13 protein-coding genes are annotated in these 12,953 nt (G+C 72.1%); 8 read left to right on the top strand and 5 right to left on the bottom strand.

Annotated features, from left to right (window positions below):
• Window positions 1-52 precede the first annotated feature (52 nt).
• Window positions 53-1,165 carry an ABC transporter permease gene (locus RIN75_RS11540; RefSeq protein WP_309111950.1) on the top strand — a complete coding sequence of 371 codons (1,113 nt, stop codon included), beginning with the start codon at window positions 53-55 and terminating at the stop codon, window positions 1,163-1,165.
• 279 nt (window positions 1,166-1,444) lie between these two features.
• Here the strand turns inward: RIN75_RS11540 and serC are convergent, their stop codons facing one another.
• Both serC and RIN75_RS11550 read right to left on the bottom strand, forming a co-directional pair.
• Window positions 1,445-2,578 (bottom strand): phosphoserine transaminase, encoded by a 1,134-nt coding sequence (gene serC / locus RIN75_RS11545; RefSeq protein WP_309111836.1) that lies wholly within the window; start codon window positions 2,576-2,578, stop codon window positions 1,445-1,447.
• Window positions 2,579-3,045: 467 nt separating this feature from the next.
• Complete coding sequence (locus RIN75_RS11550; protein ID WP_309111837.1) at window positions 3,046-4,161, bottom strand: citrate synthase 2; 1,116 nt, start codon at window positions 4,159-4,161, stop codon at window positions 3,046-3,048.
• A 184-nt stretch (window positions 4,162-4,345) separates the two neighbouring features.
• Here RIN75_RS11550 and RIN75_RS11555 point away from each other — a divergent pair, with 184 nt between their 5' ends.
• The 7 genes from RIN75_RS11555 to pdxH all read left to right on the top strand — a co-directional run bounded on the left by RIN75_RS11555 (window position 4,346) and on the right by pdxH (window position 9,542).
• On the top strand, window positions 4,346-4,648 hold the full coding sequence (locus RIN75_RS11555) for an urease subunit gamma (RefSeq protein WP_309111838.1): 303 nt from the start codon (window positions 4,346-4,348) through the stop codon (window positions 4,646-4,648).
• 11 nt (window positions 4,649-4,659) lie between these two features.
• The gene (locus RIN75_RS11560; protein WP_309111839.1) at window positions 4,660-4,971 is read left to right on the top strand and encodes an urease subunit beta; all 312 of its coding nucleotides are present in this window, start codon (window positions 4,660-4,662) and stop codon (window positions 4,969-4,971) included.
• Window positions 4,968-6,665, top strand: a complete 1,698-nt coding sequence (locus RIN75_RS11565) for an urease subunit alpha (protein ID WP_309111840.1) — start codon at window positions 4,968-4,970, stop codon at window positions 6,663-6,665. The genes RIN75_RS11560 and RIN75_RS11565 overlap by 4 nt, the downstream gene beginning before the upstream one ends.
• Window positions 6,665-7,315 carry an urease accessory UreF family protein gene (locus RIN75_RS11570; protein WP_309111841.1) on the top strand — a complete coding sequence of 217 codons (651 nt, stop codon included), beginning with the start codon at window positions 6,665-6,667 and terminating at the stop codon, window positions 7,313-7,315. The genes RIN75_RS11565 and RIN75_RS11570 overlap by 1 nt, the downstream gene beginning before the upstream one ends.
• Before the next feature lie 4 nt (window positions 7,316-7,319).
• Window positions 7,320-7,997, top strand: coding sequence for an urease accessory protein UreG (gene ureG / locus RIN75_RS11575; protein ID WP_309111951.1), 678 nt, complete (start codon window positions 7,320-7,322; stop codon window positions 7,995-7,997).
• Window positions 7,994-8,743 (top strand): urease accessory protein UreD, encoded by a 750-nt coding sequence (locus RIN75_RS11580; protein ID WP_309111842.1) that lies wholly within the window; start codon window positions 7,994-7,996, stop codon window positions 8,741-8,743. Before ureG ends, RIN75_RS11580 begins: the two co-directional genes overlap by 4 nt.
• A gap of 142 nt (window positions 8,744-8,885) precedes the next feature.
• A complete protein-coding gene (gene pdxH / locus RIN75_RS11585) occupies window positions 8,886-9,542 on the top strand; it encodes a pyridoxamine 5'-phosphate oxidase (RefSeq protein WP_309111843.1) in 657 nt (218 codons plus the stop codon).
• Here pdxH and RIN75_RS11590 read toward each other — a convergent pair.
• The 3 genes from RIN75_RS11590 to RIN75_RS11600 are packed head-to-tail and all read right to left on the bottom strand — an operon-like array spanning window position 9,539 to window position 12,859.
• Window positions 9,539-10,804 (bottom strand): DUF2079 domain-containing protein, encoded by a 1,266-nt coding sequence (locus tag RIN75_RS11590; protein WP_309111844.1) that lies wholly within the window; start codon window positions 10,802-10,804, stop codon window positions 9,539-9,541. The two genes, pdxH and RIN75_RS11590, sit on opposite strands and share 4 nt — an antisense overlap.
• 56 nt (window positions 10,805-10,860) lie before the next feature.
• The gene (locus RIN75_RS11595; RefSeq protein ID WP_309111845.1) at window positions 10,861-12,207 is read right to left on the bottom strand and encodes an ATP-binding protein; all 1,347 of its coding nucleotides are present in this window, start codon (window positions 12,205-12,207) and stop codon (window positions 10,861-10,863) included.
• Entirely contained in the window at window positions 12,200-12,859 is a 660-nt protein-coding gene (locus RIN75_RS11600) for a response regulator transcription factor (RefSeq protein WP_309111846.1), read from the bottom strand. The genes RIN75_RS11595 and RIN75_RS11600 overlap by 8 nt, the downstream gene beginning before the upstream one ends.
• Between the last annotated feature and the right edge of the window lie 94 nt (window positions 12,860-12,953).

Consider the following 12,953-nt stretch of genomic DNA (forward strand, 5'->3'; position numbering starts at 1 on the left):
GGAGCCGACGCGGTTGCGGACGGGGGACGTGCTGCGGCTGGGTGCGCACGGCATGCGGACGCGGCCGTTGCGGGCGGTGTTGTCGGCGTTGGGGATCGCGATCGGGATCGCGGCCGTGGTGGCGGTCGTCGGGATTCCCGCCTCCAGCCAGCGGGCGCTCCAGGACCAGCTCCAGCGGCTCGGCACGAACCTGCTCCAGGCCCAGCCCGGCCAGACCTTCGGCGGCGCGGACGCGAAGCTGCCGGTCACCGCCGTCCCGATGGCGCAGCGGATCGGGCCGGTGACCGCGGCGAGCGGGACCGGGAAGACCGGGCAGACGGTGCGGCGGAACGACCGCGTCCCGGCCGACGAGACGTCCGGGCTGGCTGTCCTCGCCGCGCGGCCCGACCTGCTGGACGTGTTGGAGGGCGAGGTCGAGAACGGGCGGTTCCTCGACGGCGAGACACCCGGTGTGGTGCTCGGGTCGGTCGCCGCCACGCGGCTGGGCATCGACCGGCCGGGGCGTCAGGTGTGGATCGGCGGCAAGTGGTTCACCGTCGTCGGGGTGCTGCGGCCGATGCCGCTCTCGCCCGAGATCGAGCGGTCCGTGCTGGTCGGGTGGACGACGGCGGAGCGCGAGTTCGGGTTCGACGGGCACCCGAGCACGGTCTACGTGCGTGCGGCCGACGCGGCGGTCGAGGCGGTGCGGGCCGTGCTGGGGCGCACGCTCAACCCGGAGCAGCCGAACGAGGTCGACGTGGCCCGCCCGTCGGAGGCGCTGGCCGCGAAGCGGTTGACGGAGAGTTCGTTCAGCGCCCTGTTCCTCGGCCTGGGCGGGGTCGCGCTGCTGGTGGGCGGCGTGGGTGTGGCGAACACGATGGTCATCTCGGTGCTGGAACGGCGTCGGGAGATCGGCCTGCGGCGGGCGCTGGGGGCGACCCGTCGGCAGGTGCGGGGGCAGTTCCTCGCGGAATCGGTGCTGCTGTCCGGGCTCGGGGGCCTGGTCGGCGTGCTGGTGGGGGTGGCGGTGACGGCCGGGTACGCGGCCAGCCGGCAGTGGCCGGCCGTGGTCCCGGTGCCCGCTCTGCTCGGCGGGGTGGTGGTGGCGATGGTGGTCGGGGCTGTCGCCGGCGCCTACCCGGCGATGCGGGCCGCACGCCTGGCACCGACCGAAGCACTCGCCTAAGCGGCGACCTGCGAAGGGGAGCCATCCGTGGCTCGCCCGGGCGAGGCGCGTCGAGGGGCCACCCGTGGTTCGCCTGGGCGAGGTGCGGGAACCGCCCCAGGCTCGTCTGGGTGAGGTGCGTCGGGGAACCGCCTGAGGCTCGCCCGGGTGGGTGGTGCGTTGGGGGAACCGCCCGAGGTTCGCCTGGTGGGGTGCTTGGGGAACTGCCTGCCCAAAAGGGTGCGGGGACCCGTCCGGCTCGCTGCCGGAGGGGTCCCCGCACCCGCGAAGAACCAGGGGTCAGAGCTGGGAGACGACCCAGTCGACGGCCTTGGTCAGGGTGCTCACGTCGGTCGGCTCGATGGCCGGGAACATCGCGACCCGCAGCTGGTTGCGGCCCAGCTTGCGGTACGGCTCGACGTCCACGATGCCGTTGGCGCGCAACACCTTCGCCACCACGGAGGCGTCCACCGAGTCGTCGAAGTCGATCGTGCCGACGACCTGCGAGCGGTACGCCGGGTCCGCCACGTACGGGGTCGTGTACGAGGTCGCCTCGGCCCACGAGTACAGCCGTGACGACGAGTCCGCGGTGCGCTCCACGGCCCACGACAGGCCGCCGTTGCCGAGGATCCACTCGATCTGGTTGTTCAGCAGGAACAGCGTCGCCAGCGACGGCGTGTTGTACGTCTGCTCCTTGGTCGAGTTGTCCAGCGCCGTGGTCAGCGACAGGAACTCCGGCACCCACCGGCCGGACGCGCCGATCTCGGCGACCCGCTCCAGCGCGGCCGGGGACATGAGCGCGATCCACAGGCCGCCGTCGGAGGCGAAGCACTTCTGCGGCGCGAAGTAGTAGACGTCGAAGTCCTCGGCGTTCACGGGCAGGCCGCCCGCGCCGGAGGTGGCGTCGATGGCGATCAGCGCGCCTTCCGACCCGGCGGGCCGCGACACGGGCACCGCGACACCGGTGGACGTCTCGTTGTGCGCCCAGCCGACCAGGTCCGCGCCCTCGGCGTAGGTGATCTCCGGCGCCGAACCCGGGGCGGCCTTGACCACGATCGAGTCACCGAGGAACGGCGCGTCGGAGGTCACCTTGGCGAACTTCGACGAGAACTCGCCGTAGGTGAAGTGCTGCGCCCGCTCGCGGACCAGCCCGAACGCGGCGGCGTCCCAGAACGCGGTGGTGCCGCCGTTGCCCAGGACGACCTCGTAGCCCTCCGGCAGCGAGAACAGCTCGCGCAACCCGGACCGCACGGAGCCGACCAGGGACTTCACCGGCTTCTGCCGGTGCGAGGTGCCCATCAGGGACGCGCCCTCGGTGGCCAGGGCCTGGAGGGCCTCGGGCCGGACCTTGGACGGGCCGCAACCGAACCGGCCGTCGGACGGCCGCAGGTCGGAGGGCAGGACCAAGGTGGTCGGGTCGGCGGTCTGGGTCATAGCGAAGCCTCCGGGTACGGGGGAGGTGTTGGACAGCCTGACCGGCGCCGTTGCCGGGGTCACCAGTGTTGCAGCCGCATGGCCGAACGATGACAACCGGGTGTTGCTGCTCACGTTGAGCCGGACCGCCGAGCGGCGTGAACAGCGGATCTGTCGTACCCCGATGGAACAATGGACCCCAGGGGGCGCTTCGGCCGGAATGTCGTACCCCCGTGGGAAAAGGAGTCGGGGGCCGGACGCCAGGCCAGGGTCGGGGCGGTCGGGAGGCGGGGCTTGGCGAGGCGGGCCGCGGGCGGCGAGTGGCGCGGGCAACGCAGGCAGCGGCTGGGTGTGGCGGCAGGCGGTGTGGCGGTTGCCGCGGCGGGCAGGTCGGCGGGCGGGGCGGCGCACTGAGGCTGGGCGGTAGGGGGAGGCCGGGCCGGCGGGTGGGGTGCCGGCCCGGCTCACGTGGTCAGGTGGTCACACCGTCAGGCGATTTCTTGCCAGCCGTCTACCTCGGACGGCTTGCGGGGGCCGGGGCCGACGTAGGTTGCCGACGGGCGGACCAGTCGGCCGGTGCGCTTCTGCTCCAGGATGTGGGCCGACCAGCCCGCGGTCCGGGCGCAGGTGAACATCGCGGGCATCATGTGTGGCGGGACCTGGGCGAAGTCCAGGATCACCGCCGCCCAGAACTCGACGTTCGTCTCGATGGCGCGGTCGGGGCGGCGTTCGCGGAGTTCCGCGAGAGCCGCCTGTTCCAGGGCCGCGGCTACCTCGTAGCGGGCCGCGCCGAGCTCCTGGCAGGTGCGTCGGAGCACGCGTGCGCGGGGGTCCTCCGCCCGGTACACCCGGTGGCCGAAGCCCATCAGGCGGTCGCCGCGGTCGAGGATGCCCTTCACGAAAGTTCGGGCGTCGCCGGTTCGTTCGACTTCCTCGATCATCGGCAGCACGCGCGCGGGGGCACCGCCGTGCAGCGGACCGGACATGGCGCCGATCGCACCCGACATGGCCGCGGCCACGTCGGCGCCGGTCGAGGCGATGACCCGGGCGGTGAAGGTGGAGGCGTTCAAGCCGTGTTCGGCGGCGGACACCCAGTACGCGTCCAGGGCCTTCACGTGCGCCGGGTCCGGTTCGCCGCGCCAACGTGTCAGGAAGCGCTCGGTGATCGTCTTGCACTCGTCGATGCGTTTCTGCGGCACCGCCGGCCGGCCGATGCCGCGCGCCGACTGGGCCGCGTACGACAGGGCCATCACCGACGCCCGCGCCAGCTGCGCTCGGGCGTCCTCGTCGCTGATGTCCAGCAAGGGCTGGTAACCCCATATCGGCGCGACCATCGCCAGCGCGGCCTGCACGTCCACCCGCACGTCACCCGTGTGCACGGGGATCGGGAACGGCTCCGCGGGCGGCAGGCCCGGGCCGAAGCGGCCGTCGACGAGGAGCGCCCAGACGTTGCCGAAGGTGACCTTGCCCGCCAGGTCCTCGATGTCCACCCCGCGGTAGCGCAGTGCGCCACCGTCGCGATCCGGCTCGGCGATCTCGGTGCGGAAGGCGACGACGCCCTCCAGGCCCGGCCGGAATCCGTCCTGCTCGGTTTGCTGCACCACGCTGTGCGCTCCTTGTCCGCGAGAGTCAAGAGTTGGGAAAACCTTGCTCCCCTCGACACGGAGTGGCAACGACGCTTTTCCGTGTCCTCGGTCACGATTCAGGAACCGATTCAGAAGAAGTCCACCTGTTAAGTGCTTGTTTCCACCAAGCGGTAGGCCGGTTTCGTCTGGTAGACCTCACGGGATGCACCTCACGCCCCACGAGCAGGAGAAACTGCTGGTCCACGTGGCGGCCGACGTCGCGCGGCGCCGGCTGGAGCGCGGGGTGGTGCTCAACTACCCCGAAGCCGTGGCGTTGATCACCGACCACGTGCTGGAGGGCGCGCGCGACGGCCGCACGGTCAGCGAGCTGATGGACAGCGGCCGGCACGTCCTCACCCGCGCCCAGGTGCTGCCCGGCGTGCCCGAGATGGTCGAGTCCGTGCAGGTGGAGGCCACCTTCCCGGACGGCACGAAGCTGGTGACCGTGCACCACCCGATCGTGTGAAGGAGTCGCCCGTGCGTCCTGGCGAGATCATCACCGGCGCCGAGCCGGTCGAGCTGAACACCGGTCGCCCGCGCACCACGCTGGTCGTGGTCAACACCGCGGACCGGCCGGTGCAGGTGGGTTCGCACTACCACTTCGCCGCGGTGAACCCGGGCCTGGAGTTCGACCGCGAGGCGGCCTGGGGCAAGCGGCTGGACGTGCCGGCGGGCACGGCGGTGCGGTTCGAACCGGGCGTCGAGCGCGAGGTGACGCTGGTGCCGCTGGCCGGCGCGCGCCGGGTGCCGGGCCTGCGCCCCGAGTGGGCGGGAGACCTCGACCGGTGACGGAGATCAGCCGCGAGCGCTACGCCGAGCTGTTCGGCCCCACGACCGGCGACCGCGTCCGGCTCGCCGACACCGACCTGACCATCGAGGTCACCGAGGACCGCAGCCGCGGCCCGCACGCCGGCGACGAGGTGATCTTCGGCGGCGGCAAGGTCATCCGCGAGTCCATGGGCCAGGGCATGGCCACACGGGCCGAGGGCGCCCCCGACCTGGTCATCACCGGCGCGGTGATCCTCGACCACTGGGGTGTGGTCAAGGCCGACGTCGGCGTGCGCGACGGCCGGATCGTCGGCATCGGCAAGGCCGGCAACCCCGACGTGATGGACGGCGTCGACCCCGCGCTGGTCATCGGCCCGGCCACCGAGGTCATCGCCGGCAACGGCAAGATCCTCACCGCCGGCGGCATCGACTGCCACGTCCACTTCATCTGCCCGCAGATCGTGGACGAGGCCCTCGCCTCCGGCCTGACCACGCTCATCGGCGGCGGCACCGGCCCGGCGGAGGGCACCAAGGCCACCACGGTCACCCCCGGCGCGTGGAACCTGGGCCGGATGCTCGCCGCGATGGACCACATGCCGGTCAACGTCCTGTTGCTGGGCAAGGGGAACACCGTCCGCGACGACGCCCTGCGCGAGCAGCTGCACGCCGGCGCGGGCGGGTTCAAGCTGCACGAGGACTGGGGCACCACCCCCGCCGCCATCGACGCCGCCCTGCGCATCGCCGACGAATCCGGCGTGCAGGTCGCCATCCACACGGACACGTTGAACGAGGCCGGTTTCGTGGAGTCCACAGTGGACGCCATCGGCGGCCGGTCGATCAACGCCTACCACTCCGAGGGCGCCGGCGGCGGGCACGCGCCGGACATCATCCGCGTGGTGTCCGAGCCGAACGTGCTGCCCTCGTCCACCAATCCGACCCGCCCGCACACCGTCAACACCATCGAAGAGCACTTGGACATGTTGATGGTGTGCCACCACCTCAACCCGTCCGTGCCCGAGGACCTGGCATTCGCGGAGAGCCGCATCCGCCCGACCACCATCGCCGCCGAAGACCTCCTGCACGACCTCGGCGCGATCTCCATGATCAGCTCCGACTCGCAGGCGATGGGCCGCGTCGGCGAGGTCATCATCCGCACGTGGCAGACCGCGCACGTCATGCACGGCCGGCGCGGTGAACTCCCCGACAACCTGCGCGCCCGCCGGTACGTCGCCAAGTACACGATCAACCCGGCCATCGCGCACGGCATCGACCACGAGGTCGGCTCGGTCGAGGTCGGCAAGCTCGCGGACCTGGTGCTGTGGGAGCCCAAGTTCTTCGGCGTCCGGCCGTCGGTCGTGCTCAAGGGCGGGTTCATCGCGTGGGCCGCGATGGGCGACGCGAACGCGTCCATCCCCACTCCGCAACCGGTGTTCGCCCGGCCGATGTTCGGCGCGCACGCGGGCGCGCGCAGCAGCGTGCACTTCGTGTCGCAGGAGGCCGTGGACCGCGACCTCGCCGACCTGCTGCGCCTGTCCCGCCCGCTGGTCCCGGTGCGCAACACGCGCAAGGTCGGCAAGAAGGACATGCTGCTCAACGACGCCATGCCCGACGTCCGCGTCGACCCGGACAGCTTCGCCGTGCACGTCGACGGCGAACTGGTCGAGCCGCACCCGGTGGCGGAGTTGCCCATGGCCCAGCGCTACTTCCTGTTCTGATGGACCTCGCGGCGCTGATGCTCGCGGACTCCCGCTTCCCGGGCGGGGGTCACGTCCACTCGGGCGGGCTGGAGGAGGCGGTGGCGCGCAAGCTGGTCACCGATCTTCCCAGCCTGCAATGCTTTCTCGTCGGCCGGCTGCGCACGGCGGGTCTGCTCAACGCGGTCTTCGCCGCCGCCGCGACCAGGGGCCGCTTCGCCGAGTTGGACGTCGAACTGGACGTCCGCACCCCGTCCCCCGCGCAACGGGCGGCGTCCCGCATGCAGGGTCGCGGAATCGCCCGTGCCGCAAGGAAAGCATGGCCCTCGGACCGGCTGTCCGACCTCCTCAAGGCCACCCCGGAACCACACCACCCGATCATCGTCGGAGCCCTCGTCGGAGACCCGCGCGCCGCCGCGCAGGTGGTCGCCTACCACGCCGTCACCGGCCCGGCCACCGGCGCGATCCGGCTCCTGGGCCTGGACCCGTTCGGTGTCAACGCCATCATCGCGAACCTGCAGGTCGACATGGAAACCGTTGCGGCGCAAGCGGAACAGCACGCCAACACCGCCCCCGCCGACCTGCCCGCGCCCAGCGCGCCCGGCCTGGACCTGCTGGCCGAGGCCCACGACCGCCACCACAGGGAAGAGGTGCGTCTCTTTGTCAGCTGACCACGTGCACCCGGTCAACTTCGACCCCACCGACCCCGGCCACGACCACCACGCCGATCACCACCACCACGGCGCGATCCGGATCGGCATCGGCGGCCCGGTCGGCAGCGGCAAGACCGCGCTCACCGCCGCCCTCTGCCGGGCGCTGGGCGACAGCGTCAACCTCGCCGTCGTCACCAACGACATCTACACCACCGAGGACGCCGACTTCCTGCGCAAGACCGGCGTGCTGGACGTCGAGCGCATCGAGGCCGTGCAGACCGGCGCGTGCCCGCACACCGCGATCCGCGACGACATCACCGCCAACCTGGACGCGGTGGAACGGCTGGAGCACCGGTTCCCCGGCCTGGAACTGGTGCTGATCGAGAGCGGCGGCGACAACCTGACCGCCGTGTTCAGCCGCGGCCTGGTGGAGCGGCAGATCTTCGTGGTCGACGTGGCCGGCGGGGACAAGGTGCCGCGCAAGGGCGGCCCCGGCGTGACGACGGCGGACCTGCTGGTGATCAACAAGACCGACCTCGCGCCCATGGTCGGGGCCGACCTCGGGGTGATGACCGCCGACGCCCACCGGATGCGCGGCGACCTGCCGGTGATCAGCCAGTCCCTGGTCGAGACCCCGGACGCCCCCGCGGTGGCCGAATGGGTCCGCGCCCAGATCCGCGCGCTCACCACCGCCGGGTGAAAGCGCGGGCGTTCCTTTCCGCGGAACTCGTCGACGGCCGGACGGTGGTCGGCGAAATGAGGTCCATGGCGCCTTTGCGCCTTGTTCCGCGGCGGGGTGGCGTGGTCCACCTCGTCAGTTCGGTGACCGCACCCCTGGGCGGGGACGACCTGGAATTGCACGTCCGCGTCGGGCCCGGCGCGCACCTGGAATTGCGCGGGGTCGCGGCGACGCTCGCCCTGCCCGGCCACCGACCCGGCGGGAGCAGGTCGGTGGTCCGGGTCGAGGTCGACGAGGGCGGCAGCCTGGACCACGTGCCCGAGCCGACCGTCGTCACCCGGCGGGCGTGCCACGAGGCCGTGTTCACCGCCGACCTCGCCGCCGGCGCCTGCCTGCGCACCCGCGAGGTGCTGGTCCTCGGACGGGTGGGTGAACCGCCGGGCACGCTGGTCAGCACGCTGGACGTGCGCCGCGACGGCCCGCTGGTGCGCCAAACCACCCGTATCGGTGACCCGGCGACCGACGGCAGCCCGGCGGGCCTGGCGGGCATGAGGGTGTTGGGCACCGAGTTCCTGTGCTGGGGCGCGGACGTCCCGGAACCGGTGTCACACGACTGGTGGTCCCTCGTTCCTCTGGCGCGTGGCGGCAGCCTGGCCACCGCGTTGGCACCCGACGCGGTGACTGCGGAACGCGCGTTGGCGGAAGCCAGGCGGGCGCATCCCGGATCGAGTGACCTTCTGACTCGATCTCGAACTCGATTCCGTTAGATGCTTCACACGCATAGTCACGGTGCTGGTGGTACTTCTCACCACCCAGGCGGTTTCGCGCACGGCCGGAAACCCGTACGGTCGCTGGATCGCTTGGTGCCACAAGTGCCTTGCCAGGAAAAACCTGCTCGGGAGGTTCGGGATGTCGGAGACGACGAACATCGCGTTGCCGTCGATGCGCGTGTCTTACGAACAGGGCTCGCTCACGGAGAGCGACTTGCTGCCCACCTGGCACGAGCAGCTGCAGCTGTGGCTGGACCAGGCCGCCGGCGCCGGTCTGCCCGAGGCCAACGCGATGGTCCTCGCCACCTCCGACACCGAGGGCCGCCCGTCCTCCCGCACCGTGCTCGCCAAGGGCCTCGACGAGCGCGGGCTGGTGTTCTTCACCAACTACACCTCCGCCAAGAGCCACGACCTGATGGCCACCCGGTACGCGTCCGCCACCTTCCCGTGGTTCGCCATGCAGCGGCAGGCCCACGTGCGCGGCACGGTCGAGAAGGTCGGCCCGGAGGAGACCGCCCGCTACTGGGAGAGCCGCCCGCGCGGCTCGCAGCTCGGCGCGTGGGCGTCGCCCCAGTCCCGCGTAGTATCCGGCCGCTCCACTTTGGAGAGCGCGCTGAACAAGATCGAGCGCCAGTTCGCCGACGCCGACCGCGTCCCGGTGCCGCCGCACTGGGGTGGCTGGCGCATCCGGCCCGAGGAAGTCGAGTTCTGGCAGGGCCGCCGCGACCGCATGCACGACCGCCTCCGCTTCCGCCTCGGCCGCGACGGCTGGGAGATCCAGCGGGTCGCCCCCTAGCGCTTCAGCAGGACCACGTGTCCGGTGCCCGCCACCACCCGGTGCGGCAGGGACGCGAGGTTCCGCGCCTCGTCGTCGGCCGGCACGGGCCACCCCGCCGCCGGCCGCGACACCACCACGTACTCGGCGTCGGTGTGCCACGGGAACAGGCTGACCTCGCACCGGTTCGTCAGGTGCGGGGCGAGCCGGTTCGACGCGGCGACCCGCGCGCCGTCCGGCACCAGCGCCAGCACCGCCTCGACCTCGGCGCGCTGCGCCTGGTCCCACTCCGGCTGCGGCAGTGGCCGCAGGGTCAGGACCAGCGTGAACATCGCCGTCACGACCCCGCACACCCACGTCCGGGTGGGTCGGGCGGCGAGGAACGCGCCGAACACGATCGGCATCAGCACGGCGCTGTAGTGGAAGTCGATGCCCCAGTACGCGGGGTTGCCGGACGTGAACCGCCATGCCAGCGTCGGCACGGCCAGCAGCACCAGCGGTGACCGCAGCGTCACGAACCCGGTCGGCGCGAGCAGCGCGACCAGCGTGCCCAGGCGGGTGACCAGACCGGACCAGGACGGCTCCAGCTTCGCCCAGTACGCGTACCCGCCGTCCGGGTTGAACAAGGGCAGCACCACGAACACGATCACCACGAACGACACCGCGCCGAACGCGATAGTGGCCCAACCAAGCCGTTTCCGCCCCCGGTACACCAGGTAGCAGCCGATCGCCGCGACCGTGAGCGGCAGGTCTTCCTTCACCAGAACCAGGGGCAGCGACCAGAGAACGGCCGCACGCCAACGTTCTTCGACCAGCGCCTCCACCGCGAACGCCAGCAGCGGCACGGCGAAGCAGATCTCGTGGAAGTCGAACGCGACCGCGTTGTGGATGCCCCACGAGAACCCGTACGCCACACCGACCACCACACCGCGTGGTCTCAGGCGGGACGCGAGACGGGTCACCGGGACCGTCGACAGCGCGAACAGGAAACCCTGTGCCACCAACAAGGTCTCCGCGCGAGGGGCCACCGCGTAGAAGGGCGCGAGCAAGGCGAGCACGGGGTGGAAGTGGTCGCCCAGCAACGGGAAGCCGGGACCCTTCAGCTCCGAGGTCGGCAGCCGCCCCTCGGCGTAGGAGCGCACCGCCTGCTCGAAGATCCCCAGGTCGTAGCCGGTGCTCTGGAAAATCCAATGCCGCCACAGGGAAAGCGCCGAGTACAGGACGAAGAAACCGGCCGCGACGACGTGGGCGACCTGGACTGTGGGACGGGTCCGCAGGAGCACGGGCGCAGCGTCGAATCACCGCCCTGAACCCGACCTGAAACCACCTGAAGGACCCTTCAGGTCAGCGGCAGCCGGACCACGAACCGCGCCCCGTCCTCGACCACCGCCGTCCCGCCGTGCGCCTGGGCGATCTCCCGCACCAGCGCCAACCCCAGCCCCGCGCCGCCCTCGTCCCGCGCCCGACCCTCGTCCAGCCGCACGAACCGCTCGAACACCCGCTCACGGTCGGCTTCCGGCACCCCGGGACCGTCGTCGGCGACGGTCAACACCGCCCACCCGTCCCGCGCCTCGACCGTGACGGTCACGGTGGACGCCTTGTGCCGCTCGGCGTTGTCCACCAGGTTGCGCACCAGCCGCTGCAACTGCGGCGGACTGCCCGCCACCACCACCGGCGGCCCCGGCACGCCCGCCAGCGCGGCGAGGTCCACGTCCTCTCGGACCGGCGGCAGGCCCTCGACGCGGGTCAGCAGCATCAGGTCCGCCACCACGGCCTGCATCCGCTCCAGGTCCAGCACGGCGTTCTCGTTGGTGCGCCGCCAGTCGATCCGGTCGGGGTGAGCGAGCAGCACCTCCAACTGGGTGCGCAGGGACGCCAGGGGTGTGCGCAGTTCGTGCGAGGCGTCCGAGGCGAACCGGCGCTGCCGGGCCATCCCGGCGGCCAGGCGCGCGAGCATGTCGTTCATGGTGTCGGCGAGGTCGGCGATCTCGTCCCGCGCGGCCGGCACCGGCACCCGGCGGTCCGGGTCGTGCGCGCTGATCTCGGCCACCTCGCGCCGGATCGCCGCCACCGGCCGCAGCGCCCGCCCCACCGCGAACCACGCCACCAGGCCGATCAGCAGCGCGGTCAGCGGCACGGCCCACCACAGGAAGGTGCGCACGGCGTCCACGAGCCGCACCGCCTCCGGGATCGGCACGGTCGCCACGTACACGATGTAGCGGCCGGACTGGGTGAAGGACTCGTTGACCCGTGTCTCGGCCCGGCCGTCGAGGTTGAAGATCCACACGCACGGCGGGTTGTCGCGCTGGTCGATGACCAGGTCCAGCAGGACCGTCCTGGTGTGCGCGAACGTCGGCGGTGCCACGCCGGGCGGGTCGGGTCGCAGGAAGACGCGGTCCCGGTAGTCCGCCGGCAGCGCGGGGCAGGTCGCGAGCCGGTTGCCCTGCTGGTCGGTGATCTCGTAGGCCCCGACGCCCACCATCGGCGGCAGGTCGGCGGGCGGGATGCCCGCGTCGAGCATGTCCCCGATCCGGCGCGCGCCCGCGATCGCCAGGTCGTCCGCACCCGCGCGGAGCTGGTTCTCCATCTGCCGCACCAGGTACAGCGCGCCGGCGGTGAGCAGCAGCGCCGACACCAGGGCCGCGAGCGCGGCGACCCGGACCCGGGTGGTGGCCGCCCTACGCACGGGGCACCAGGTACCCGGCGCCGCGCACGGTCCGGATGGCGTCGCGCCCGAGCTTGCGGCGCAGCGAGCTGATGTAGACCTCGACCAGGTTCGGGTCCGGGTCGGCCGCGAAGTCCCACAGGTCGGTGAGCATGTCGGCCTTGGCGACCACCTCGCCGGACCGCTCCACCAGGTGGGCCAGGACGCTGAACTCCTTGCTGGACAACGAGACCAGCTCACCGGCTCGGCGGCACTCGCGCCGCCCGAGGTCCAGCGCCAGCTCACCCGCCCGCAGCACGCTGCCGCGCGCCGAGCCGCCCCGGCGGATCAGCGCCCGCAGCCGGGCCAGGAACACCACGTAGGAGAACGGCTTGGACAGGAAGTCGTCGGCGCCGGTGTCCAGCGCGTCGGCCTCGTCGTGCTCGCCGTCCTTTGCGGTGAGCATCAGGATCGGCGTGTCGTTGCCCTGCGCCCGCAGTTCGGCGCACACCCGGTAGCCGTTCAGGCCGGGCAGCAGGATGTCCAGCACGATCGCCGCGTACCGGTGCTCGCCGGCCATCCACAGCCCGTCCGGGCCGGTGTGGGCGAGGTCGACCGCGTACCCCTCGGCCTCCAGCCCGGCGCGCAACGACTCGGCCAGCCGCTTCTCGTCCTCGACCACCAGCAGGCGCACTCGATCAGGGTAGGAGTTGCCGGATCCGGCCGTGTCCACGTGGTTGTGCATGCCCCCCGGATGGTCCTCCGGCCGGCGGCGGCGCGGGATCGAC

The organism is Saccharothrix sp. (assembly GCF_031180885.1).
In the GTDB taxonomy this organism is placed as follows: Bacteria; Actinomycetota; Actinomycetes; order Mycobacteriales; family Pseudonocardiaceae; genus Actinosynnema.

Bases quoted from the DNA above. Each gene is read 5' to 3' on its own strand.
- RIN75_RS11540 (WP_309111950.1), top strand. From the start codon at position 53: ATGCGGACGCGGCCGTTGCGGGCGGTGTTGTCGGCGTTGGGGATCGCG.
- serC (WP_309111836.1), bottom strand. From the start codon at position 2,578: ATGACCCAGACCGCCGACCCGACCACCTTGGTCCTGCCCTCCGACCTG.
- RIN75_RS11555 (WP_309111838.1), top strand. From the start codon at position 4,346: ATGCACCTCACGCCCCACGAGCAGGAGAAACTGCTGGTCCACGTGGCG.
- RIN75_RS11570 (WP_309111841.1), top strand. From the start codon at position 6,665: ATGGACCTCGCGGCGCTGATGCTCGCGGACTCCCGCTTCCCGGGCGGG.
- pdxH (WP_309111843.1), top strand. From the start codon at position 8,886: ATGTCGGAGACGACGAACATCGCGTTGCCGTCGATGCGCGTGTCTTAC.